Below are 23,847 nucleotides of genomic sequence, written 5' to 3'. Positions count from 1 at the left end.
GATGAGGTGACATGCCTGTCCCCGAGGACGCACGGGACGTATCGATCACGGACGTACAGACGACGAAGATCGGGACCACGTTCGAGTGGACGCTGGTCCGGGTGTACACCGACGCGGGGGTGACGGGCACCGGCGAGGCCGTGCTGGGGCCGGCGGCCGACGCCTACATCGACTTCGCGACGGAGTTCCTCGTCGGGAAGAGCCCGGTCGACATCGACGCGCGGCTGACCGAGCTGTACGAGCGGACCTCGTATCTCGGCGGGATGAACGGCGTCGGCGTCACGGCGCTGTCGGGTATCGACATCGCGCTGCACGACCTGGCGGGGAAACTGCTGGACGTGCCGGCCTACCAGTTGCTCGGCGGGAAACACCGCGACGAGGTGCGAGTGTACTGCGACGTGCACGCCGGCGAGCACCTCCACGACGCGATGGAGGGCGGCGACGAGTCGGCCTACCGGCCGGAGGCCTACGCCGACGCGGCCGAGGAGGTCCTCGACGAGGGGTGGGACGCCGTCAAGTTCGACCTCGACAGCCCAGACGCCCACGTCCAGGACCCGCGGAACAAGCACCTCAACGGGCGGGCCATCGAGTACCGCGCGGAGATCGTCGACACGGTGACCGACCGGGTCGGTGACCGCGCGGACGTGGCCTTCGACTGCCACTGGAGCTGGACGACCGACACCGTCCGCCGGCTGGCCGACCAGCTCGACCCGACGGACGTGTGGTGGCTGGAGGACACCGTCCCGCCGGAGAACGACGACATGCAGATCAAGGCCGCCGACGAGTCGGCGGTGACGATCGCCGCCGGCGAGAACGTCTACCGCGTCGAGGGCGCCCGGCGGCTGATAGAGGACCAGGGCGTCGACGTGTTCCACCCGGACGTACCGAAAAACGGCGGGATGCACGAGGTGAAGAAGATGGCGAACATGGCCAAGGCCTACCACATCCCGCTGGCGCTGCACAACGTCGCCTCGCCGGTCGGGACGATGGCAAGCGCCCACGTCGGCGCCTCGGCCTCGAACTTCCTGGCGCTGGAGTACCACGCCCGCGACGTGGACTGGTGGGCGGACGTGGTCGAGGAGGACATCCTCCACGAGGGCCGGATCGAACTGCCCGACGAGCCCGGCCTCGGCGTGACCCTCGATCTGGACACCGTCGCCGAGTACGCGCTCGACGGCGAGACGGTGTTCGACGAGGCCTGACCGGCGGCCGGAGCGGCGAGCGCGTCGGCGGCCGCGCGGTCCAGCGCGTGATTCACAGAAGACACTTACCGGCGGTGGGCCACCGGGTCGACATGTCCCGGCGTCTCGTCGCCGTCGGCCTGCTCGTGGTACTGGCGGCCGTGACCGCCGCGGGGGCGGTCGCCAGCCCCCAGCCGGACCCGGTCTGTCGGGCCTGCGGGGCGAGCTTCGCGGACGCGGCCGACGACCGCGGCTACGACGTGACCGTGGCCAACAGCACGGCGACGGTCCGGGTCCACGCGAACGGGTCGGCGACGTGGACGGTGACCAACCGGCTCGACGGGGCGGACGCCGACGCGCTCGCCGAACCGAACGCCGCCGAGTCGGTCGCTCGCGCGGCCGTCCGGGAGGGTCGCGGCCTGCCCCACGTCTACGAGGAGGGGGCGCTGACCGTCGAGTCCGTCGCGGTCGAGGGCCGGTCGGTCACCGTCCGGTTCACCGACCCCGACGCGGGCACGCGCCAACTGGGAACGCTCGTCGTCGACTACTTCCACTCGGACGGGGTTCAGGGCGGGTGGATCCTCGACGTCGACGAGTTCACGCTGGTCGGACCGCCGGGCACGACGGTCCTGAACGACCCCGCCGCAGCGATCGACTCGGAATACGCGCCGCCCGAGGCGACGCCGACCGTCGACGGCGGGCGCGTCACCTGGCACGGGTCGCTCGACCAGGAACACGGACCGGTGTTCTACGAGGACCTCTACGTCGTCTACGGCGACTCGGAGACCGCCGGCTGGCGCGTGGCCGGCGCGACGGCGCTGACGACCGCGCCGATCTGGCTCGGCAACCTCGGCAGTTTCGTCGTGCCGACCGCGTTCGTCTTCGCGGGGGTGCTGTTCGTCGTCGTCGCGGGGATCGACGGCCTGCTGTCGTCGGGACGGGGCGTGCATCCGAAGCAGGTCGCCGCGCTCGGCGGACTCGCGGCCGTGGCCGTCCCCGTGGTGTCCCCCGGAGAGTGGCTGGTCGGTATCGCGGTCGTGTATCTCGTCGCCGGCGGAGCCGGGACGCTCGCGCCGCGACTGCTCCGGACGGCCCGCGGTGCGACCGCCCTCGGGGCCGCCTCGCTGGTCGCCGTCGGCGGCGCGTACGCCGCGCTGGAGGCACTGCTGGGCGACCCAGTCGTGTTCGAACCGGCGGTCGAACTGGCGGTCTATCACCTCCCCCTCGCCGGGGGGCTGCTCGTCGGGCGCGCGCTCGCGGCGTACCGCGCCGGCGGCCGGCTCCGCCCGGTGCTGTTCGGCGCCGCCGCGGCGCTGACCGGCTGGTTCGTGGCGGGGGCCGCCTACGTCCCCTTCGCGTCGACCCCGTTCGGCCTCGTGCTCTTCGTCATGGGCTTCGCCGCCGTCGCGGGTGCGATCGCTGCGGGACCGCTCGTCGCCCTGACCGCACAGAGTTCCGGGAGGCGAGCGGCCGGGTCCGGAGCGGCCGGCGCCCCCGGCGGGGCCGCCGCCGAGTCGTAGCCCGGACGGGAGGACTGCCGAGTCGTAGCCCGGACGGGGAGCCCGGGTCGGCCCACCGGGCGCACAGCGGCGGTTTCGTCAGCTACTTGCGGGGCTGTTCCTAAGCGTGGGGCGATGGAGTACCTGGAGTCTCGTCGGGAGCGCGTCGAGGAGCGGCTGGAGGCGGTCCTCGACGGCGTCGAGCCCGACGAACTCGGCGACGAGGTTCGCCACGTGGTGCTGTCGGGGGGCAAGCGGGTGCGGCCGACGGTGACGGTGCTGGTCTGCGAGGCGCTGGGCGGCGACGTCGACACCGCCGTCGAGTTCGCGGTCGGCATCGAACTCGTCCACAGCGCGTCGCTGGTCGTCGACGACATCATCGACCGGTCGGAACTGCGCCGCGGGACGCCCTCGGCGTGGGCGGAGTTCGGCCACGGGCCCGCCATCATCGCCAGCGACGGGCTGCTCGGCGAGGCCTTCGCCCTCTTCTCGGCGAACGAGCGCGCCATGCAGGCCGTCTCCGAGTCGATGGTCGAACTCGGCGAGGGCGAGGCGACCGAGCTCGTCGCCCGGCCGACCAGCGAGCAGGAGTACATGGAACTCGCCCGTCGGAAGACCGGCGCGCTGTTCCGCGCCGCCGCGGAGCTGGGTGCCATCGCCGCCGAGGCCGACGCCTACACCGTCGAGAACTTCGGCAAGTACGCCGAGCGCGTCGGCGTCGCCTTCCAGATGCGCGACGACGTGCTGGACGCCACCGCCGACGCCGAGGACCTGGGCAAGCCCACCGGCCACGACGCCGCCATGGAGCGGCCGTCGCTCGTGCAGGTCGCGGACCTGACCCCCGAGGAAGCGAACGATAGGGCCCACGAGCAATCGCAGGTGGCGCTGGACGCGCTCGCCGCCGTCGACGCCGCGGACTCGAAGGCGATGGACTACCTCCGCGATCTGGCGGAGTTCGTCGTGGTTCGGGAGCGATAACCGGCTTTCTCGATCTCCGTTCTCAGTCGCCCGCGAGCGGCAGCGAACCGACGAGCCGTTTCGAGGCCCCCGGCGACGAGGACCAGGACCGCTCCGAGCACCGTGAGGTAGCCGGCGGTGGTCGGCGCGCCGAACCCGAGCAGGACGGCAGGTACCAGCCACGTGACGCCGGCGAGGCCGCCCGCGAGTGCGACCGGACCGCGGACCCGCGGCGGCGCGACCAGCCAAGCGAGCGCGACCGCGACCGACCCGAGGCGCAGCCCCCAGGTGACGAACGGGCTGACCTGGATCGCGACCTGCAGGTTCGTGTCGTTGTATATCAGCGTCCGCCAGCCGAACCCCACCACCAGCCCGAGCCCCGCGGCCAGCGCGACCGCTGGCGGGGACCACCGGCGCGGATCCACGGCCGAGGGCGACACCGTCGCTGGCACGCTCGACGCGTCTCGCGGCGGCCTGATAAAATCACCTCCAGCGACAGGAACGGCGCCGCGGCTACTCGTCGTCCGTCGCTGCCACGACCGCCTCGGCGCCGCAGTCGGGACACTCCTCGTACTCGGTGGAGAAGCGCGCGTCGCAGGCCTCGCATCGGTAGTCGTGGCGCTCCTCGGCCGCCTGCTTGGCGCTCTGTTTGAACTCCTCGACCTCCCGGCCGAGCCTGTTGAAGATGCCCATCGGTCTGTTCTAACGAGGTGGCCGACCGGGATAAGCCTCGTGGCGCACTCTCACCCTCCCTCCCGCTCGCTAGCTGGTGTTTCGACAGCAGGAGACAGCAGGCGCTGAAAGCCCTCGGCGCGCTCGCTAGCAGTGACTGCAACCGCAGGAAACGGGAAGCGTTGAAAGCCCTCGGCGCGCTCGCTAGCAGTGACTGCAACCGCAGGAAACGGGAAGCGTTGAAAGCCCTCGGCGCGCTCGCTAGCAGTGACTGCAACCGCAGGAAACGGGAAGCGTTGAAAGCCCTCGGCGCGCTCGCGGTCGCTGAGCAGGATATCCGCGCTCTCGGCACCGCCCGCGCGGATAGTCGCCCGCTCAGGCGACTGAACTGCACGCGAGCGCGCCTCGCCCTTTCAGTCCACCAGGGACCGCGACCGCACAGCACCGCGACCACCCCGCCCCGCACAGCATCGCGGACAGCCTCACACCTCTCCAGCCTCTTGCGCTCCGCGCGCCTGCGGCGTGCGGTGCTCATCCGCCGTTAGAGCACGCTCTGACGGGCCTTCGCTCGCAGGCTCGCGGAGACCTCGCGCAGTTCCGTCGCGCACACGAGAGCGCGCGACAGCGCGCGCCACTTCGTCTGTCGCCGGAGTCCGATCAGTGAGCCTTACCGGGGCGAGTTCCAATCCGGGGTATGGACGATTCAGCGGACGCGACGAAAGTCGAGTGGCGCGAGTGGGGCGAGGAGGCCTTCGCGACCGCCGAGCGGGCGGGCAAGCCGGTCCTGTTGTCGCTGTGGGCGCCCTGGAGCGAGGACTGCCGGGAGATGGACGAGACGACCTACTCGGAGCCCCGCATCGCCGCGAACGTCAACGACGGGTTCGTTCCGGTGCGGGTCAACGTCGACCGCCGACCGCGCGTCCGCGACCGCTACAACATGGGCGGGTTCCCCTCCACCGTCTTCACGACGCCCGACGGCGAGGTCATCACGGGCGCGACCTTCCTCGGCATCGACGGGTTCCGCGAGATCTTAGACGCCGTCCGGCGCACCTGGGACGGCAAGGGCGCCGAGGCGGGGTCGATCCCCCGGCAACTGGGCGACGCCGAACCGCCGGGCGGCGAACTCTCCGCGCGGGTCGAGGAGCACATGGTCGAGCAGCTGCTGGCGGCCTACGACGAGGAGTACGGCGGGTGGGGGACCGATGTCAAATTCCCGCTCCCGCGGACCATCGAGTTCGCGCTGGTGCGGGCCCGCGACCAGGCGACCCGGACGCTCGAAGCGGTCCGCACCCGGCTCGCGGACACCTACGACGGCGGCTTCTTCCGGTTCGCCCACGACCGAAACTGGGGGTCGCCCCAGCGGGAGAAGCTCGTCGACGAGAACGCCGCCCTCCTCCGGGCGTTCGCCCACGGCTACCGCTACACCGGCGAGGAGGCCTACCGGCAGACCGCCGAGGACACCGTGGAGTACCTGACGACCGACCTGTGGACCGGCGACGCCTTCGCGGCGAGCCAGGGCGGCGACGACGCCTACTACCGGCGGGAGGCCACCGAGCGCGAGGACGCCGCGGCGCCGCCGGTCGACGGGACGGTCTTCGCCGGCCACAACGGCGTCGCCGTCGACGGCCTGCTGACCTTCGCCGCCTACACCGACGACGAGCGCGCCCGCCGCTACGCCGAGCGCGCCCGCGACCACGTCCTCGCCGAACTCGTCGGCGAGGACGGCGCCGTCGTCCACTTCGGCGACCCGGAGACGGGGGAGGTCGGCGAGACGGGCCTGCTGGCCTCCCAGGCGCGGGTCCTCTCGGGGCTGACGACGAGCGCGTCGGTGCTGGGCGAGCCCGGCCCGATGGAGGCGGTCGCCGACTACGCCGTCGAGGAACTGCAGGGCGAATCGGGCGCGTTCCGCGACGGGCCGACGGCGGGCGCGGGCCTGCTCGACCGGCCGCTGTACCCGCTGGACACGAACGTCGACGTGGCCGACGCGCTGGTCGAGACGTGGCTGCTGACCGACGACGACCGCTACCGGGCCGCGGCCGAGGACGCGCTGTCGGCGTTCGCCGACGCGACCGACCGGATGGGCGTCGAGGTGGCGACCTACGCATCGGCCGTGGCCCGCCTGCGCGACCCGCGGGTGGTCGCCGTCGGGGCCGACGCCGGGAGCGACCTCCACCGCGCGGCGCTGCGGCTGGCCGACCACGAGACCGTCGTCGCGCCCGCCGACGACCGCGCCGACGACGGCGCGGCGGTCGTCCTCGCCGACGGCGACGTCGAGGACCGGGCGAACAGCCCCGAGGAACTCGAAAGCGTCCTGACGGGCTGACGCGGGCGGTAGAGCAGGGGGAGACGGGCGGCGGCGATGCCTCGGCGGAAACTCACCCGTTGTTTTTTGTTTGGGCGGCGCGAGACGGGGATAATGGCGAGTCTGAGAGACCTGGGCCTCTCGGAGTACGAGGCGCGGGCCTACCGCGCCCTGCTGGAGTCGGGGCCCACGACGGCGAAGGAGCTCTCGCGGGCGAGCGACGTACCGATGGGGCGGATCTACGACGTGCTCAACAGCCTGGAGACACAGAGCCTGGCGCGCAGCCAGACGGCGAGCCGGCCGAAGAAGTACGTCGCCGTCGAGTCCGACACGGCGCTGGACCGGCTGCTCGACAGCAAGAAACGGGAGCTCGAACGGCAGGCCGAGCAGTACGAGGACATCGTCGACGACCTGACCGACGAACTCGACGGGGCCGAACCGGTCGAGGAGCCGTTCTGGACGGCCAGCGTCGGCGCCGCGGAGGCGCTGGATCTCCTGGTCGAGCGGCTGACGGCGGCCGACGAGCGGATCGTCGTCGTCGCCTCCGCCCCGGTCCAGCAGTTCGACATCGACGACGTGGCCGCCCGCGTCACCGCCGCGCTGGAGGACGCCCTCGAGCGGGGGGTGTCGGTGTCGGTCCTGCTGACCCCGGAGATGGTCGACGCGCTCCCCGAGGCGGTCGGCGAGCGCTACCGCGAGGCGCTCCAGCCCCACGCGAACTTCGAGACGCGGACGAGCGCGAACGTCACCGGCACCTTCGAGATCGTCGACGACACCGAGGTCTGCATCGAGGTCCCCCACCCGCTCACCGAGGACGAGACGCTCGCGGTCATCGACCTCAAGGACCCCGAGTTCGCGGCCGACATCGCCGCCGAGTTCGGCCCCCGCTGGGAGGAGGCCCGCGAGTTGCGCCTCTGAGACGCGCGGACCTGCCGCTCGCTGCGGTCCCGTCGCCGGCGAGCGGCGCCCGGCGGCGCCCACCACCTGTCGGGATCGCAACCAATGCTTAAGTCGCTCGGCTCCGCGGACGGGACACATGCGGCTACTGCACACTGCGGATCTCCACCTCGGGCGCGGCGAGCGGTCGCTGGCCGCGCTCGACGCCCTCCTGGCCGCGGCGGAACGCGAGGACGTCGACGCCCTGACCGTCGGCGGCGACTGCTTCGAGTCGGCCGGCGACGCCGACGACCACCGCCCCGAGCTGCGCGAGCGGTTCGCCGACAACGACTTCGACGTGCTGGCGGTCCCCGGCAACCACGACGCCGCGGTCTTCGGCGGCAACGTCGAGTTCGGCCCGGACTTCCGGGCGCTCGCGACCGACCCCGTCGAGGCCGCGACCGTCGGCGACGGCGAGGTCGTCGGCGTCCCCGCCCGCGAGCGGCTGGGCGAGGAGCTGTTCTTCGACCTGCGCGAGCGCGCGAGCGAGGAGGCGGTCCTCTGCCTGCACTGCACGCTCGACGCCGGGTTCGGGACGGGCGCGACCGGCGACGAGGCCGAACCGGCTCACTGCCCCGTCCAGACCGAGACGCTGGGCGAACTCGGCTACGAGTTCGTCCTCGGGGGGCACGTCCACGCCGAGCTCTACCAGCGGAAACTCCCCAACGGCGGCCTGTTCATCTACCCGGGTTCGCCGGTCTCGCACTCGTGGGCCGAGACCGGCCGGCGCCACGCCGTCGTCGTCGACACGGACGACGCCAACGTCCAGCCGGTCGCGCTCGACACCTTCTACCGCGACCGGCTCTCGGCGACCGTCGCCCCCGGCGACGGCTACGACGTCATCGAGCGCGTCGAGGGGTGGGTCGACGGCCAGGAGACCGACCGCAGCTCGCTCGAAGTCCGGGTCGACGGCTTCACCGAACTCGACGAGTCGACGTTCGACGAGCGGCTGCACGCCGCCGCCGGCCCGGCGACGGTGGTCAACGAGACGCGGGGCGTCGCGGCGGTCCTCGACCACCCCATCTACGCCGACTTCGCCGACCGGCTCGACGACCTGGACCTCGACGAGTTCGACGGGGTCGACGGCGAGGAACCGGTCGAGGAGCGACTCGTGGAGACGCTCGCGGAGCTGCTCGCGGCCGGCGAGGTGACACACGCGTGAAGCTGCGCGAGGTCCACGTCGACCGGTACGGGCCGCTCCGGGAGACGCTCCGGCTCGACGACGCGCAGGTCGTCTACGGCCCCAACGAGTCGGGCAAGACCCTGCTGGTGGAGGCGCTGTTGCGGTCGCTGACGGGCGACCGCCGGGTCGCCGACCCGCGGGTCGACGAGCGCCCGGAGGGGTACGTCGCCCTCGACGGCGAGGGCGAGCGGTTCGAGCTCGCCGACGACGAGACGCTGCTCGACCGCTACGCCGAGCGGTACAACTTCGAGCCCACGCCGGCGGAGTTCCGCAACGTGTTCGTCGTCCGCGACGGCGACCTCCGCGTGCTCGACGAGCGGGCGTTCTACCGCCGGGTGACCGACCGCGTCGTCGGCATCTGGACCGGCGACATCGAGACGGTCCGCGAGCGCGTCCTCGAGCGCGGCCGGCTGGCGCCCGACGACCGGGCGCTGTCCGACCAGTACGACGACGCCGCCGAACAGCGCGAGCTGGCCGCCGACCTGCTCGCCGACGTGGCGGCGTACCTCGACCGCGCCGAGGCCGAGGACCTGGACGCAGTCGAGGTGGCCTGCTACGAGGCCGCCCGCGAGCGCCGCGAGGCCGAGGCCGAGGTCGCGGCGCTGGAGGCCGCGAAGGCCCGCGAGGACTACGAGCAGCTCGTCAAGACGAAGGGGTCGCTGGAGCGCAGCCTCGAGGAGCGCGCCGAGCTGCCCGACGAGCGCGAGCTCGACGAACTGGCGGAGCGGCTCGACGACCTGCCGACCGGCAGCGAGGACGAGCTGGAGCGGCGCAAGCGCTGGTACCGGCGGGCGACGCTCGCGGCGCTGGTCGCCGGCGTCGTCGCGGGGGCGGTGCCGCTGGGGCTGGGGATCCGCGAGCCGCGGCTGGTCGCCGCCGGGCCCGCGGCGTTCGGCGTCGTCGCGCTCGTCGGGCTCGCGGCCTACCGGTCGGCGAGCAACGCCGTCGCCCGGCTGGACCGCGAGCGGGCGGCCATCGTCGAGCGCGCCGCCGAGGTCGGCATCGACGCCTACGACCCGCCGGCGGTCCGCGGGGCCATCGCCGACTACCGCGAGGACCACGACAACCACGCGGAGGTCATCCAGGGCAACACGGAGGTCCTGCGGCAGTGGCTCGACATCGACGCCGACGACCCCCGCGAGGTCGTCGCCGAGGCCGAGGACGCCCTCGACGCCCGGCGCGCCGAGATCGACTTCGACGCCGACCGCGAGTTCACCGAGGAGAAGCTGGAAGCGGCCCGCGAACGCGCCGAAGACGCCGCCGAGCGCGAGCAAGAGCTGCGCGAGCGGTTCCGCGAGCACCGCCGGCAGCTGGAGCGGTTCGGCGAGCGCGCCACCGGCGTCCGCTTCGAGGCGTTCACCGGCGAGCCGCTGGATCTCACCGTCACCAACCTCGGCGCGCTGGGCGATCTGGCCGACCGGCTACGGGCGGTCGTCGACGCCATCGAGGCCGACGCGGACGCCTCGCGGGCCGCGGCCACGGTGCTCGACCGGATGGCCGCCTCCGAGAACGAGAAGATGACGACGCTGTTCGCCGACGGGGAGGCCGCCGACGTGTTCCGGCGGGTGACCGCCGACCGCTACGTCGACGTGGGGCTGACCGACGACTCCCGGCTGGCCGTCGAGCTGGAGAGCGGCGAGCGGCTCTCGCCCGACGAGCTCTCCCGCGGGGCGCGCGACCAGCTGTATCTCGCCGTCCGCGTCGCGCTCGGCCGCCGGCTCATGGAGGGCCGCGACGGCTTCTTCCTCATGGACGACGCGTTCCTGTCGGCCGACCCTCAGCGGCTCCGCCGGCAGGCCGAGGTGGTCGGTGACCTCGTCGACGCCGGCTGGCAGGTAGTGTACCTGACCTGCAAGCCCGACGCGAGGGACACGCTGGCCGAGACGGCGGGCGCGGACGTGACCGAGCTGACGCCGCTGTAGTCGACCGGGGTTCCGGCCACGGAGCGAACGGGGAGCCTTTGGGCGTCAGAACCGTACCCCGATCCGATGGCCTCCAGGGGAAAGACAACCGGGAGCGGCCGCGCTCGCTCGCCGGTCGCACCGCTGAAGGAGTGGTTCCTGCTCGACGGCCGGCGGGTCGTCGTCGCCGCCCTCGTCGCGGCGGCCGCCTTCCTCGCGCTGACCGCGGCCGCGCTGTCGCCGCTGAGCCCGCTCGACGAGCGACAGCCGCTGTTCTACGTGTTCGGGTCGCTTGTGAGCGGCAACATGACGATCATCACCGTCGTCGTCTCGATCAACCAGCTGTTGCTCTCCCGGGAGTTACAGACCCCCAACGAGCTGCGGTCGCAGATCGACGGCGTCGTCGACTACCGCCGGGGCGTCGAGGACGCGGCCGGCCAGGTGGCGCCGGTCGAGCCGCTCGGGTTCCTCCGGCTCCTCTACGAGAACACGCGCCAGGAGGCCCAGCGGCTCGGCGGGCTCTCCTCTACGGAACTCGGGGACCGCCCGGAGGCCGAGATCCGGGCCGTCGTCGACGACGTGACCGACCACGCCGACCGCGTCGACGGCCTCCTGCGGGGCGGGTCCGCGTCGACCTTCCACGTCCTCTCGATGACGCTGACGACCAACTACGCCCGCGACATCAACCGGCTGCGCCGCGTGCAGTGGGAGGGAGGCGAGGACCTCCCGGACCACGTCGCCGACGGGATCGACCGCCTCATCGAGCGGCTCCAGGACATCGACATCGCGCGGCAGTACTTCAAGGCGATCTACCTCCAGAACGAGCTCGCCGCGCTGTCGCGGCTGCTGTTCTACACCGGACTGCCGTCGATCGTCGCCGTCGCCGCCGCGTTGTTCCTGTTCACCACGCGGGACGGCGCCACGGTCCCCCCGCAGTTCCTGCCCGTGCTCGTCGCCGCGACGGTCGCCGTCGGTCTCCTCCCGCTGGCGGTCCTCTTCGCGTTCATCCTCCGGACCGCGACGGTCACTCGGCGGACCGCCGCGACGCTGCCGTTCACCGCGCCCGCCCAGGAGAAGTGAACCCGGGCGCGCGCTCCCGTCGCGCATCCCTGCCCGCCGCCGCGCGCCGTCACTCGTGGTTGGTCAGGCACTTCGGGAGACCGATCAGCTCGACCGGTTCGGAGTTGTCCGGCGAGTAGACGACCTTCTGGCCCTTCTCCATGTAGGGGACCTTCTGCTCCAGGTTGGCGGGGATGTTCACCGCCGAGATGGCGTCGTCGTCGCCGAGGTTGAGGACGACCGTCGTGTTGATCTGCTTGAACACGGGGTCGGCGATGTCCTGCGGGTCCTGGGTGATGAGAAAGAGCCCCAGTCGCTCCTTGCGGCCCTGTTTGGCGGCCTCGGTGAACTTGCCGATGATCTGCTCGCCCTGGACGCTGTCCACCTCGGAGAGGAAGTTGTGTGCCTCGTCGAGCCCCAGGACGAGCGGCGTGTTCTTGATGCGCTCGTAGTCGGGGTCGTTCGAGAGTTTCTGGTCCACGATGAGCGCCGCCAGCGCGAGGACCACGGTCACCGTGGTCCGGGAGTTGTTGATGTGGTAGGTCGGGACGACGGAGATCCCGCCCGCGCGGACGAACTCGTGGACCCGCTCGGTGATCGGGCGGGCGTCCTGGTCGAAGATGCCGTCGAAGCCCAGCGCGCGGCGCTTGACCGCGTTGAACGTGGCCTCGTGGACCCGCCCCGTCTCGTCGAGTTCCTCCCGCAGCGCCGGGTCGTCCATGAACGTTTTAAATTGCTGGTAGGTCCCGTCGGGGCCGTAGTCGCGGGAGAAGCGATTGAGAAGCAGCTGGAGGGCGTTGTACTGGTTGCCGTTCAGACTGGAGCCGGCGATGAGCCAGGGGTTGTCCTGGACCATCGAGAAGGGGATGGTGAACTCGACCTGCTCGGCGCGGTGGTCGCCGGTCGCGTAGGACGCCCCCTGGACCTTCGGGACGAAGGCGATGGTGTCGTCGACCCCGCCGTGGGCGATGCCCTCCCGTTCCAGCCGGCGTTCGAACTCGGCGTCGAGGTCGGGGTTGTCGTCGTGCATCTGGGCGTACTCGTCCTGCGGGTCGAACATCACGAGCCCGGGCGACACGTCCCGAGCACCGTCTTCGACGGGGTAGGTCCGGTCGTCGGCGAGGTACTGTCGGAGGACGTTCTTGGCGCTGTGGGTCTTGCCCGAGCCCGTGCCGCCGGCGACGAGCGTGTGCCGGAAGACCAGCGGGTCGCCGTCCCCGTAGTCGTCTTTCAGCCGGTAGTCGATGTGGGGCGGGTCGGCGGCGGTCTTCACCTTCTCGCCCCCCACGGAGAGGTGGCCGAGGAAGACGCCGTCCTCGGGGATCTTGAGGCCGGTCTTGATCTCGGACTTGTCGGTCGCCTCCCGGACGACGGTCTCGGGCTTGGGCACGCGGTCGGTCATCCGCCGTTTGAGTTCGCCGTCCTCCGAATAGAGGACCGCGACGGGGTCGAGCGTGGCGACGAACTTGAAGTCCTGTTCGTCGATGTCGCCCCGTCGCATCGCGCGGCGGGCGTGGATCTCGGTAGCGTCGTCGGCGCGGAACTCCTGGGCGTACTCCAGGGCGGTGATCCGGCAGAAGAGACGCTCGTCGTCCTGGTAGGGGATCAGCAGGTACTTGCCGATCCGCACGTCAGAGCGGTTCTCGACGGTGACGTACGCCCGCAGTTCCGTCTCCTCGCCGTCCTCGCTGATGCGCAGCCCCTCGGTCGCGGAGACGACGCCGACGCCGCGGTCCTCGCCGGCGGGCGTCACGTCCATCGCCTCGAAGTCGTCGTCGGCCTCGCCCGCGTCGAACGTGTCGGCGCCGGTCGGGTCGGACGCCGACGCGTCGGTTTCGGTCCCGGAATCGGCGTCCGTGGCCGCCCCGCCCGCGTCGCCCTCGTCCTCGTCGCTCCCGTCGAAGTCAGTGAAATCCCCGAGATCGGACATACCCGCCACCTCGTACTGCGAGGGCATGGGTGTTTCCCACCGGCGACCCCTGCCCGGACCCCGGCAGCGGGTTTATCCTTTCGCGCGTCCTACAGGAACCCATGAGCGACTCCACCGATCGGCAGGAACTGAGCGCGCCGCGGAAGGTCCTCCGGACGGTCACGCCGGGCCCGAAGGCCCGGCCCGACGCGGAGATGGACTCGATCGGCTGGGCGCTCTTTCTCGGGCTCGTGATCCTGCTGGTCCCGCTGTTGCCCTTCCTCGCGATCGTCTGGCTGCTCTCGAAGGCGCTCGACTTCCTCGCGCGACAGCGGGGGTCGTGACCGCGGCGAGCCCGCTACCGTCGCGCGGTACGGGACCCCCGCGCCCGCGACCTACTCCTCGGTCTCGCGGACCGCCGCCCGGACGCGCTCGCCGGTCAGCGGCATGTCGACGTGGCCGATCCCCAGCGGGTCGAGCGCGTCGCAGACGGCGTTGACGACGGCGGGCGGCGCGGCGATGGTGCCGGCCTCGCCGATCCCCTTGACGCCCAGGTCGTTGGTGGGGCTGGGCGTGACCGTCGCCTCGGTCTCGACCTCGGGGACGTGGAACGACCGCGGGACGGCGTAGTCGAGCATCGAATCCGTTTCGAGACGGCCGTCGTCGGCGTAGACCGCCGCCTCGTAGCGCGCCTGGCCGACCCCCTGGGCGACGCCGCCCTCGACCTGGCCCTCGACGATGGTGGGGTTGATCCGCTCGCCGCAGTCGTCCAGGGCGACGTAGCGCTCGATGTCGACGGCGCCGGTCTCCGGATCGACGGCGACGGCGGCGACGTGCGTGCCGAAGGTGTATGCGGTCTCGTCCTGCTCGAAGAACGTGGTCGCTTCGAGCCCGGGGTCCATCCCGTCGGGGACGCCCCAGCCGTAGGCCGCCTCCGCCACGTCGGCGAAGGTGCGCGTCTCGTCGGTGTGGTCGGGCGCCGCGAACTCGCCGTCGTCGTAGGTCACTGCATCGGCGGGCGCGTCGAGCAGGTTCGCGGCGAACGCGCGGGCCTTCTCGCGGACGGCGCGGGCGCTCTCGGCGACGGCGTTGCCGCCGGTGATGGTCGAGCGGCTGCCGAAGGTGCCGGTGCCCTGCGGGACGGCGTCGGAGTCGCCCTCCCGCACGTCGATGTCGTCGTAGTCGACGCCGAGTTCGTCCGCGACGATCTGGGCGTACGTCGTCCCGTGGCCCTGGCCGTGGGAGTGGGTCCCGGCGGAGACGGTGACGGTGCCGTCCGGGTGGGCGCGGACGACCCCGCTCTCCATGCCGCCGCCCGTCGACTCGACGTAGCAGGCCAGGCCGACGCCGAGGTAGCGACCGTCGTCGTCGCGGTCCGGCCGGTCGCGCAGGTCCGCCCAGCCGGCGGCGTCGAGCGCCTCGTCGAGCCCCAGTTCGTAGTCGCCGCTGTCGTAGGTGGCGCCCACGGCCGTCTCGTGGGGGAACTCCGCGATCTGGTTGCGCCGGCGCAGCTCGGCGGGGTCGAAGCCGAGTTCCCGCGCGGCGGCGCCGACGAGCCGTTCGGCGACGTAGACGGCCTCGGGACGGCCCGCGCCGCGGTAGGAGTGGATCGGCGTCGTGTTCGTGAAGACCGCGCGGGTCTCGCAGAAGATGGCGGGAACGGCGTACTGGCTGGAGAGCAGCGAGCCGTACCAGCCGGGCATCCCGAGGCTGCCGCCGAGGCCGTAGGCGCCGACGTTGGCGTCGGTCTCGACGCGCAGCGCTCGAATAGTTCCGTCGTCGTCGACGCCGATCTCGGCGGTCGTGCGGTGGTCTCGGCCGTGGGCGCCCGCGAGGTAGTTCTCGCTCCTGGTCGCGGTCCACTTGACCGGCCGCCCGGTGTCCATCGCGGCGACGGCGGCGGCGGCCTCGCCGGGGTGGTGGTGACCCTTGTGGCCGAAGCCGCCGCCGACGGAGGGCGCGACGACCCGGATGTCGCTCTCGGGGAGGCCGAGGGTGGTCGAGAGCTTCCCGCGGTGGCCGTGGGGCGACTGGCTGGTCAGCTCGACGGTCAGCCGCCCGTCGCCGGCGTCCCAGCGGGCGACCGCCGCCCGCGGTTCGAGGGCGTTCGGGATCAGCCGGTTATTCGTCAGGTCGATCTCGACGGTGTGGTCGGCGTCGGCCAGCGCGGCGTCGGTCGCCTCGCGGTCGCCGAGTTCCGATGTAGCGGCGACGTTGTCGGGGGCGCCGTCGTAGAGCGTCGGGGCGTCCGACCCCTGGGCCTCGCGCTGGTCGACGACGGCGTCCCGTTCGTCGTACGTGACTTCGACGGCGTCGGCGGCGTCGCGGGCGCGGTAGCGGTCCTCGGCGACGACCGCGGCGACCGGCTGGCCCTGGTAGCGGACCCGGTCGCGGGCGAACACCGGGTGGCCCGGCAGGTCGCAGTCCAGCCCGTGCGTCGAGACCGGGAGCACCCCCGGAATTTCGGAGGCGGCCACGTCCGCCCAGGTGTAGACCGCCAGGACGCCCTCCATCGACTCGGCCGCGTCGGTGTCGACGGCCTCGACGGTGGCGTGGGCCGCGTCGCTCCGGACGAAGGTGAGGGAGGCCAGGTCCGGGTGGTCGATGTCGTCGGTGAAGGTCGCGTTTCCGGTCAGCAGGGCGGCGTCCTCCCGGCGGTCGACGCCCTCGCCGACGAGCCGCTCGGCGTCGTCGGGGTCGTCGCCTGGATCGTCGGCCGCGGTCGTCTCCGTCGGTGGACCCGTCCGCGCGTCGTCGGTCATGCCGATCCCATCCGGCGACAGCGGCTAAACTGTTGTCCCGGTCCCGGGCGGCGACGCGGGCGGGCGCCGCCCGCTCACGCCGCGGCGACGGCGGCGAGACCGACGTAGACGTTGGTCACCACCACCGCGGTCCCGAGGCCGATGACACCCAGGAACCAGGCGCGCCAGCCCGGGACGCGCTCGACGACGGACCGACACTCCAGCAGGACGACGCCGGCGTACAGCACGACGGCGGCCTTCAGCGCGACCACCGACAGCGGGTGGTGGACCAGCAACAGGCGGATCCACGGGTTGGCCTCCAGCGAGGGGCCGGCGAAGGCGGCCGCCACCAGCGTCGACGCGGCGTCGCCGAACCCCCAGATTATCACCAGCGAGAGCACCAGCTCGACGTAGCCCGGCATCTCCAGCCGGACCGCCGAGAGGTCGAGCGCCTCGCCGATCGTCTCTGCCTCTGACATCGTTCCGGAGCGACCCGCGCTCTACCCGCCACTCTCGAATACTCGCTCATAAATCCTCGCGATGGAGTATCATCACTGAGATTCAGAATCGGTGACGTGATCGGACGGGCCGGATCGCGTGGTACCGAGTCGGGCGGGGGGTGGGGCCGGATCGCGCTCAGTCCGCGGGGACGGCGCAGCTGTCGGCGTACTCCACGTCGTCGACGGAGTCGATGGGGTCGTCGCCGCAGACCGGACACGACGGGTTCGGCCGGACGGTCACCTCCTCGAAGGACATGTCGGCGGCGTCGTAGACGACCATCCGGCCGTCCAGCGACTCGCCGACGCCGACGAAGTGCTTGACCGTCTCGGTGGCCTGGATCGCGCCGACCGTCCCCGGGAGGACGCCCAGCACGCCCGTCGTCGCGCAGTCGGGGACGGCGCCCTCGGGGGGCGCCTCGGGGAACAGACAGCGGTAACACGGCCCGTCGCCGGTGAAGGAGGTCACCTGCCCCTCGAAGCGGTAGATGGCGCCGTGTGAGAAGGGGACGCCCGCGAGCGTGCAGTAGTCGTTGACGAGAAAGCGGGTCGGGAAGTTGTCGGAGGCGTCGACGACGAAGTCGTAGCCCTCCACGAGGTCCGCGACGGTCTCCGGCGAGACGGCGACCTCGCGGGGTTCGACGGTCACGTCGGGGTTCAACTCGTGGACGAACTCGGCGGCGCTCTCCACTTTGGGACGGCCCACGTCGGCGTCGCCGTGGACGACCTGGCGCTGGAGGTTCGAGCGCTCGACGGTGTCGTGGTCGGCGATCCCGATGCGGCCGACCCCCGCGGCGGCGAGGTACTGGAGGACGGGCGAGCCCAGCCCGCCGGCGCCGACGACCAGTACCGCGGCGTCCAGCAGGTTCGCCTGCCCCTCCGGCCCCACCTCGTCCATGATGATGTGCCGGGAGTAGCGGTCGAGCTGCTCCGGGTCGAGATCCGGCCCTGCCATACCCGCGTCTACCGGACCGAGCGGGTTAAGCGGTCCGCTCCCGGGCGCGCGGCTGGAGGACGACGGGAGGCGCGTCTCACAGCCCGGGCGATCTGCCGGGGCAGAAGACTTACCAGCCACACGTGACACCGCCGAGTATGGCGCCCTCCACCCCGCTCGTTCGCCCCTCCGAGTACTTCGACCGCTACGACCGGCCCTCGATGACCGTGGCGTTCGCCGTCGTCGGGGTCCAGGCAGTCGGGACCGCCGTCGCGATGTGGCTGTTCCTCCAGCGCGTGATCGCCCACGTCGACGCCCCGCCCCAGGAGAAAGCCCAGGTCCAGAGCGCCCTGGGGGGGGCGATCGTCGGTACCTTCGTCGCCATCTTCGTCGGGTGGCTGCTGCTGGCCGCCCTGTTGCACCTGTTCGTGTGGTTCGCCGGCGGCCAGCGGTCGTTCGGGACCACCCTCGCGGTCACCGGCGAGGCCGAGGTCGCCGGGATCGTCCTGCTCCCCGTGACCACCGTCGGGCTGATCAGCCTGCTCGGGCAGGCCCCGAGCGATCCCCAGGCGTTCGTCGACTTCTTCGAGCGGGCGGCCTCGTTCAGTTCGCCCGTCCTGCTGGTCTCCAGCCTCGTCGGGGCGCTCTGGAAGGCCGCGATCCAGGGCTACGGCCTCGCCGTCGCCCACGACCTCCCGGCCGGGAAGATGCTCGCGCTCGCCTTCGGCGTCGGAATCCTCGGCTTCCTGCTGAACCTGGTGTGAGCGGCGCGCTCCTGTCCGCCGCTCAGAGGTCGTACAGATCGCCGAACTTCCCGGTCGCGTAGTCGAGGAAGTAGTCGGCGGTGAACCCCTCGCCGGTCGCCTCGCGGACCAGATCGTCGGTCTCGTAGCGGCAGCCGTGGCGGTGGACGTTCTCGGTGAGCCACTCGTGCAGCGGGTCGAACTCGCCGCTCCGTACTTTCCCGTCGAGGTCCTCGATGGCGTCCTCGGCGCTGGCGTACAGCTGGGCGGCGAGGACGCTGCCCAGCGAGTACGTCGGGAAGTAGCCCAGCGAGCCGTGAGTCCAGTGGATGTCCTGGAGACAGCCCTCGCTGTCGGTCTCCGGGCGCACGCCGAGGTACTCCTCCATCTTGTCGTTCCACACGCCCGGCACCTCCTCGACGTCGAGGTCGCCCGAGACCAGGTCCCGCTCGATCTCGAACCGGAGGATGATGTGCATGTGGTAGGTGAGTTCGTCCGCCTCCACCCGGATCAGGTTGTCCGGGTAGATCTGGTTGGCGGCCTGGTAGAACTCGCGCGGGGAGGCGTCGGTGCCGAGGTTCTCGTTCACCGTGTCGGCGAAGTCGTCCCAGAAGGGTCGCGAGCGGCCGACGTGGTTCTCCCAGAGCCGGGACTGGGACTCGTGGACCGTCAGGTCACGGGACTGGCCCAGCGGCGTCCCGTAGTGCTCCTGCGGAAGGCCCTGGGTGTAGGTGGCGTGGCCGAACTCGTGGATGGTCGAGCCGATGGCGCCCATGGGGTCCTCGGGGTCGAACCGCGTGGTCACCCGGGCGTCGAACTGCGTCCCCGTCGAGAACGGGTGCGGCGCGGTGTCGAGCCGCCCGCGCTCCCAGTCGTAGCCGAGGTGGTCCAGCGCCGCCCGGACCGTCTCCTCCTGGGCGTCCTCGTCGTACTCGCCGTCGGCGAAGGGGTCCGCCAGGTCCGCGTCGCTGTCCTCGATCGCCTCGATCAGCGGGACGAGCTCGTCGCGCAGCCGCTCCAAGACTCGCTCGGCGGTGTCCAGCCCCAGGTAGGGCTCGTACTCCTCGAACAGCACCTCGTAGGGGTCCCGGTCCGGGTCGATGGCCTCGGCGTAGTCGCGCTTGAGTTCGACCATCTTCTCCAGCGTGGGCGCGAACGAGTCGAAGTCGTCCTCGGCCTTGGCCTCCTCCCAGACCGGCAGCGCGTTCGAGGCCGTCTCGGAGATCTCGGTCACGAGGTCCTCGGGCACCTCGACGGCCCGCTCGTGCTCGCGGCGGACCTCGCGGACGACCGCCCGCCGGTCCCCCGAGAGGTCGGCGTCGTCGAGTGCGTCCAGCCACTCGCCGACCCGCTCGTCGGTCAGCTTCTCGTGGGTGACCGCCGACAGCGCCGAGGACTGCTTCGACCGGGCGGGCGTCCCGCCCTCGGGCATCGTCACCTGCTGGTCCCAGCCCAGCACCCCGCCGGCGTCGTTGAGGTAGGTCAGCTGTTTGACGTGCTCCTCGAAGGCCGGGTAGGGCTCGGGCGCGGACTCCGACTCCGAGTCGGGGGATTCCGTCGACATACCCCACGATTGCGGCCGATACCGTATCAATGCCATCCTTCGCCACCGCCGCCTCGGCGGGCGGCGGTCCGCCCCTCGATCGCGGCCGGCGGTCACGACAGGTGGCGGTAGACGTCGTCGCCCGTCAACTGTTCGAGGACGCCAGCGAGATGCACCTGGACGCTCTCCCGAAACGCGTCGTCGGGGATGTCGTCGTCGGAGGCGACCCGGTTCGCGTTCGCCCTGGCCGGCACGAGTTCGACCTCGTAGTCGCTGACGAACAGCAGTCCCTGGTCGCCGACTTCCCCCGGGAGCCGACACCTGAGAGACGGCAACTTCGTCCGGCAGATGTGCGGCGAGTCCGCCTCGTCGAACTCCATCTCGCTCGTCGACAGCGCGTGGTACTGCGTGAAGTCGTCGCCCATCACTTCCGCGACGAAGACCGGGAGCCTGACCGCGACATCTCGGGGCTCCTCGCCGGCGGTCATCGCCACCCCGTCACCGACTTCGTCGTAGGTCCGCCCCGTCGTGAACCAGACCGCGACATCGGCGCGTGTCGCCGCCGCCGCCGGGCGAAACTCCCCGGACGCCGCGTCCGGCCGGATGCCGAGATCCGTTCGGAACTCGACGTCGGCACCGGCCTCGACGCCGGTGCAGGGGAACTCCCGGGCGGCGATCCACTCGGAGAGCGTCCGGTCGACCGCCGGCTCCGTCAGCAGCTCCTCGGCGGCGTCGACACAGAGGTCCTGCAGTTCGGCCCTGGTCGTCATCGACAGGCGTCTCCGGCGCGGCCGTGAAAACGGCGGCGGTCGGTGTCGGCTCTCGGCCCCTCGCAGCTCGGAGTGAACCACGTCGCCGGTCCCGACGCCACCACGGTGGTCTGTCCGCGGGTCGCTGCCAGCACGACCGTACCGCGGCCCGGATCGCGGCCCCGGGCGTCCGCACTCGCTGTACCGGAGCCGGCGGACACGCCGACGAACCCGACCGGTCAGAGATCCTCCTCGCCGAACTCGTCGATGCGGTCGTGGACGTAGGCGGTCCACTCGTCGAGCGTCTCGTGCATCAGCTCGCGGGCCTCGGGCAGCGGCGTCGCGGAGTACTGGTAGACGTGGCCCCCGCCGTCCAGCAGCCGGCGCTCGCGCTCGGCCAGCCCCTTCTCGCGCAGCGTCGACAGCGAGCGGTTGACGTTGCTGCGGTCGCGTTCGAGCTGGTCGGCCAGCTCGGCGACGGTGCTCCCGGGGTGATCCTGGAGGGTCAGGAACGTCCGCACCTCGTGTTCCTGGACGTTGAAGACGCAGGCGAGCACGTCCTCGAAGCCCGGCTGCTCGTCGAGCATCAGCTCCCGAAACCGCTCGGGCGAAGGGTCCGCCTCGACCATGGTATCGGGCCGTAGGTCCCCCCGCCGCTTAAACGGAGGCGGTCACCCGACCCTGCCGCGCGACCGCCCCCACGCCGCACGGTCAGCGGCCGTAGCCCTGCTCGACGAGACAGGTCCGCATCGCCGACTCCGAGTCGTGTTTGTGCAGCCGCGTCGGCGTGTCGCAGTAGAAGGTCTCGCCGTCCCAGCGGAGCGTCACCTCGTGTTCGGCGTCGAGAAACTCCGTCCGGACGCGGACGCGCCCCTCCGATTTGATCCGGTCGAGCAGCTCGTCGGCGTCCAGCGCGCCGGCGTCGACGACGGGCGGGTCGGCCATCACCGCCCGGTTCGACCGCCGCGATAATCAGTGTTCGCTCCGGCCGCGCGACGGTCGCACACGCGCGACCGCCACGACCGGGCACTCGCAACCGGGCTCAGTGCCAGTTGCGGTGGGGGTGGGGCTGGTTGTCGCCGCGGTCGTCGTAGTACTTCAGCCCGATGAACGAGTCGTCGAGGTTGCCCATCAGCGCCGTGTACGCGTCGTCGGCCGACTCGTAGGTTCGGACGTTCGACCGCGCGAGCACCGTCTCGACGGTCGTCGTGTCGCCGGTCGGCGCCTCGATCTCCACGTCGCCGACCCGGTCGGCGACCGTCGCCGCGTCAGTCGGGTACTCGCACGATTCCGTGAACAGCTGGCGCGTCTCTGTGATCCGCATCTGTACGTCACGATTATTCTACTGCATTATAAATCATTAGGGTTTGTGAGTGTCAATCTCTCGCACGCGATCGGGGTACCCTTCTGGACGAACGTAGACGGCGCCGCGGGAGAACTGGAGAGTCCGGTGTCGCCGGTCGGTCCGGCGTGCCCGCGAGGGGAACGCTCAGTCGGCGGTCGACTCGTCGCGGTCGGGTCTGTCGTCGCCGACGCGGCCCTCCTCGCGCTCGCCGCCGTACTCGTCGGGTCCGTCCGCGTCGCGGTCGCGGAGCTGGCCGCCGATATAGCCGCCGAGCGCGCCGAACCCGCCCGAGAACAGCGCCGCGAACAGCAGCGACACGAGCACGACGCCGACGACCAGCAGCGCGACGCCCACGGCGTCGACCCGGAGGGCCCCGACGGCGACGCCCCCGGCCACGAACAGAAGCGCCACCGCCAGCGGCAGCACCGACAGCAGCCCCGACAGCGCGCCCACCCGCGTCGCGCTCGTCCGCTCGTTGCGGTGGAGGTATCCCCCCGCGAACCCGCCGAGCATCGGCGCGAACGGCAACAGGAACGAGGCGACGGCCGTCACCACGCCACCGGCGGCCGCGTCGGTCCACGCGTACGTCGGGTCGGGTCCCGTCCCGCTCTCGCGGGCGCGCTCGCGCCGTCGATGCGCGACGAACGCCAGCGCCGCGGCCCACGACAGCAACCCCGTCGCGACGAGGCCGATCCCGCTCCAGCGCGCCGTCGCGAAGCTCACGTCCACCAGCGCCGCGTCCGTGAACACGTCGGAGACGATCATCCCTTCGGCGACCAGCTCGGCGATCACCGCCCGGTCGGCGGCCGCCGCCAGCGCCGCCCCGCCGAAGCCCACCGCCAGCCCGTACAGCCCCAGCAGTATCGGCACCGCCCAGTCGACCACCCGCCGCGCCCGCTGCTCCCCGCTCGCTCTCGCCGCTCCGCGCTCGCTCGCGTTCGCTGCTGTCGAGGCCATACGAGACCTTGGCCGGTCGACACCTTGACCACCGTAGATCGTTCTCGCCGGTCGAAGCGCCTTACCGGCGATAACCCGAGCTTAGGGAGGCGAGCGCTCGTGACACGACGTTCCGTTCGCGTGAGTAATACCTTTAAAACCATCCGTTGACCATCATTTGTATGATCGGCGTGCTACCGTACGCGCTGGCCGTCCCGGTCGCCCTCGCCGGGGCCGTCGCCGCGCTCTTCCTCCACGAGGCCGCCCACGCCGCGCCGGTCCTGCTCGCGGGCGGCAGCGCACACGTCTCGATCGGGAGCGCTTCGGGACGGACGGTTCGGCTCGGCCCGCTGACGGTGACAGCCGGGTTCGATGGCGTCCGGAAACTCGTCGCCTACGGCTACTGCGATCGGGAGGGGACGCGCTCGAAGCGCGTCCGAGCGGTCTCCATCGCGGCCGGACCGGCGGTGACGGTCCTCCTCGCCGCGTCGCTGGGACTGGTCGCGTTCCGCGCCGGAGACGGTCCGGCGTCGTTCTGCCTGACGGCGGTCTTCTACAGCGAACTCTTCCGGGCCGTCCAGACCGTCGTACCGCGGACGTACTCCCGGGGCGCCTACGCCGGACTCGACAGCGACGGCAAGCAGCTGCTCACCCTCCTGCGATCCTAACCCACCTTTTTCCGTGCGGGGGTGTCCTCGGTCGCTCCGCTCCCTGCGGGCACCCCCGACGCAAAAAGATGGGGAAAAAGCGGGCCTCGCTA

Annotated in this window: 23 protein-coding genes; 11 read left to right on the top strand and 12 right to left on the bottom strand. The window is 71.7% G+C overall.

Going from position 1 to position 23,847, the window contains the following annotated elements:
* Positions 1–11 precede the first annotated feature (11 nt).
* The 3 genes from E3328_RS12450 (at position 12) to E3328_RS12440 (ending at position 3,658) form a co-directional block, all read left to right on the top strand.
* Positions 12–1,202, top strand: coding sequence for a mandelate racemase/muconate lactonizing enzyme family protein (locus E3328_RS12450; RefSeq protein WP_135364965.1), 1,191 nt, complete (start codon positions 12–14; stop codon positions 1,200–1,202).
* Between the two features lie 92 nt (positions 1,203–1,294).
* Entirely contained in the window at positions 1,295–2,701 is a 1,407-nt protein-coding gene (locus E3328_RS12445) for a hypothetical protein (protein ID WP_135364964.1), read from the top strand.
* 114 nt (positions 2,702–2,815) lie between these two features.
* The gene (locus tag E3328_RS12440) at positions 2,816–3,658 is read left to right on the top strand and encodes a polyprenyl synthetase family protein (protein WP_135364963.1); all 843 of its coding nucleotides are present in this window, start codon (positions 2,816–2,818) and stop codon (positions 3,656–3,658) included.
* Here E3328_RS12440 and E3328_RS12435 read toward each other — a convergent pair.
* Both E3328_RS12435 and E3328_RS12430 read right to left on the bottom strand, forming a co-directional pair.
* On the bottom strand, positions 3,613–4,089 hold the full coding sequence (locus E3328_RS12435; RefSeq protein WP_135364962.1) for a hypothetical protein: 477 nt from the start codon (positions 4,087–4,089) through the stop codon (positions 3,613–3,615). The genes E3328_RS12440 and E3328_RS12435 overlap by 46 nt on opposite strands.
* Positions 4,090–4,150: 61 nt before the next feature.
* Positions 4,151–4,330, bottom strand: coding sequence for a hypothetical protein (locus E3328_RS12430; RefSeq protein WP_135364961.1), 180 nt, complete (start codon positions 4,328–4,330; stop codon positions 4,151–4,153).
* A 673-nt stretch (positions 4,331–5,003) separates the two neighbouring features.
* On the opposite strand from E3328_RS12430, the gene E3328_RS12425 reads away from it, so the two are divergent.
* The 5 genes from E3328_RS12425 to E3328_RS12405 all read left to right on the top strand — a co-directional run bounded on the left by E3328_RS12425 (position 5,004) and on the right by E3328_RS12405 (position 11,711).
* Positions 5,004–6,632, top strand: coding sequence for a DUF255 domain-containing protein (locus E3328_RS12425; protein ID WP_135364960.1), 1,629 nt, complete (start codon positions 5,004–5,006; stop codon positions 6,630–6,632).
* A 93-nt stretch (positions 6,633–6,725) separates the two neighbouring features.
* Positions 6,726–7,529: a TrmB family transcriptional regulator gene (locus tag E3328_RS12420; RefSeq protein WP_135364959.1), complete on the top strand. Its 804-nt coding sequence runs from the start codon at positions 6,726–6,728 to the stop codon at positions 7,527–7,529.
* 118 nt (positions 7,530–7,647) lie between these two features.
* Positions 7,648–8,709 (top strand): metallophosphoesterase family protein, encoded by a 1,062-nt coding sequence (locus tag E3328_RS12415; RefSeq protein WP_135364958.1) that lies wholly within the window; start codon positions 7,648–7,650, stop codon positions 8,707–8,709.
* Complete coding sequence (locus E3328_RS12410; protein ID WP_135364957.1) at positions 8,706–10,652, top strand: ATP-binding protein; 1,947 nt, start codon at positions 8,706–8,708, stop codon at positions 10,650–10,652. Before E3328_RS12415 ends, E3328_RS12410 begins: the two co-directional genes overlap by 4 nt.
* A gap of 66 nt (positions 10,653–10,718) precedes the next feature.
* Entirely contained in the window at positions 10,719–11,711 is a 993-nt protein-coding gene (locus E3328_RS12405; RefSeq protein WP_135364956.1) for a DUF7972 family membrane protein, read from the top strand.
* 49 nt (positions 11,712–11,760) lie between these two features.
* On the opposite strand, the gene E3328_RS12400 is transcribed toward E3328_RS12405, so the two are convergent.
* A complete protein-coding gene (locus E3328_RS12400; protein ID WP_135364955.1) occupies positions 11,761–13,620 on the bottom strand; it encodes an ATP-binding protein in 1,860 nt (619 codons plus the stop codon).
* A 101-nt stretch (positions 13,621–13,721) separates the two neighbouring features.
* Here E3328_RS12400 and E3328_RS12395 point away from each other — a divergent pair, with 101 nt between their 5' ends.
* Positions 13,722–13,943: a DUF7535 family protein gene (locus E3328_RS12395; RefSeq protein WP_135364954.1), complete on the top strand. Its 222-nt coding sequence runs from the start codon at positions 13,722–13,724 to the stop codon at positions 13,941–13,943.
* Between the two features lie 51 nt (positions 13,944–13,994).
* On the opposite strand, the gene E3328_RS12390 is transcribed toward E3328_RS12395, so the two are convergent.
* The 3 genes from E3328_RS12390 to ubaA all read right to left on the bottom strand — a co-directional run bounded on the left by E3328_RS12390 (position 13,995) and on the right by ubaA (position 17,792).
* The gene (locus E3328_RS12390; protein WP_135364953.1) at positions 13,995–16,361 is read right to left on the bottom strand and encodes a xanthine dehydrogenase family protein molybdopterin-binding subunit; all 2,367 of its coding nucleotides are present in this window, start codon (positions 16,359–16,361) and stop codon (positions 13,995–13,997) included.
* A 74-nt stretch (positions 16,362–16,435) separates the two neighbouring features.
* Positions 16,436–16,819, bottom strand: coding sequence for a DUF5658 family protein (locus E3328_RS12385; RefSeq protein ID WP_135364952.1), 384 nt, complete (start codon positions 16,817–16,819; stop codon positions 16,436–16,438).
* Positions 16,820–16,976: 157 nt separating this feature from the next.
* Positions 16,977–17,792 (bottom strand): SAMP-activating enzyme E1, encoded by an 816-nt coding sequence (gene ubaA, locus E3328_RS12380; RefSeq protein WP_135364951.1) that lies wholly within the window; start codon positions 17,790–17,792, stop codon positions 16,977–16,979.
* A gap of 137 nt (positions 17,793–17,929) precedes the next feature.
* On the opposite strand from ubaA, the gene E3328_RS12375 reads away from it, so the two are divergent.
* A complete protein-coding gene (locus tag E3328_RS12375) occupies positions 17,930–18,535 on the top strand; it encodes a YIP1 family protein (RefSeq protein WP_135364950.1) in 606 nt (201 codons plus the stop codon).
* A gap of 22 nt (positions 18,536–18,557) precedes the next feature.
* Here the strand turns inward: E3328_RS12375 and E3328_RS12370 are convergent, their stop codons facing one another.
* The 6 genes from E3328_RS12370 to E3328_RS12345 form a co-directional block, all read right to left on the bottom strand.
* Entirely contained in the window at positions 18,558–20,078 is a 1,521-nt protein-coding gene (locus tag E3328_RS12370; protein ID WP_135364949.1) for a carboxypeptidase M32, read from the bottom strand.
* A gap of 92 nt (positions 20,079–20,170) precedes the next feature.
* Complete coding sequence (locus E3328_RS12365) at positions 20,171–20,827, bottom strand: hypothetical protein (RefSeq protein WP_135364948.1); 657 nt, start codon at positions 20,825–20,827, stop codon at positions 20,171–20,173.
* Positions 20,828–21,045: 218 nt separating this feature from the next.
* A complete protein-coding gene (locus E3328_RS12360) occupies positions 21,046–21,435 on the bottom strand; it encodes a helix-turn-helix domain-containing protein (RefSeq protein WP_135364947.1) in 390 nt (129 codons plus the stop codon).
* 82 nt (positions 21,436–21,517) lie between these two features.
* On the bottom strand, positions 21,518–21,751 hold the full coding sequence (locus E3328_RS12355) for a DUF8001 family protein (protein ID WP_135364946.1): 234 nt from the start codon (positions 21,749–21,751) through the stop codon (positions 21,518–21,520).
* Positions 21,752–21,848: 97 nt separating this feature from the next.
* Positions 21,849–22,130 carry a DUF5789 family protein gene (locus E3328_RS12350; RefSeq protein ID WP_135364945.1) on the bottom strand — a complete coding sequence of 94 codons (282 nt, stop codon included), beginning with the start codon at positions 22,128–22,130 and terminating at the stop codon, positions 21,849–21,851.
* A 165-nt stretch (positions 22,131–22,295) separates the two neighbouring features.
* Positions 22,296–23,108: a DUF5518 domain-containing protein gene (locus E3328_RS12345; RefSeq protein WP_135364944.1), complete on the bottom strand. Its 813-nt coding sequence runs from the start codon at positions 23,106–23,108 to the stop codon at positions 22,296–22,298.
* 161 nt (positions 23,109–23,269) lie between these two features.
* Between E3328_RS12345 and E3328_RS12340 the strand changes: the two genes are divergently transcribed.
* Complete coding sequence (locus E3328_RS12340; RefSeq protein WP_135364943.1) at positions 23,270–23,755, top strand: hypothetical protein; 486 nt, start codon at positions 23,270–23,272, stop codon at positions 23,753–23,755.
* Positions 23,756–23,847 lie beyond the last annotated feature (92 nt).

Origin of the sequence: Halosimplex halophilum (genome assembly GCF_004698125.1) — an archaeon.
Taxonomy (GTDB): domain Archaea; phylum Halobacteriota; class Halobacteria; order Halobacteriales; family Haloarculaceae; genus Halosimplex; species Halosimplex halophilum.
This window is presented reverse-complemented; position numbering and strand designations above follow the sequence as displayed.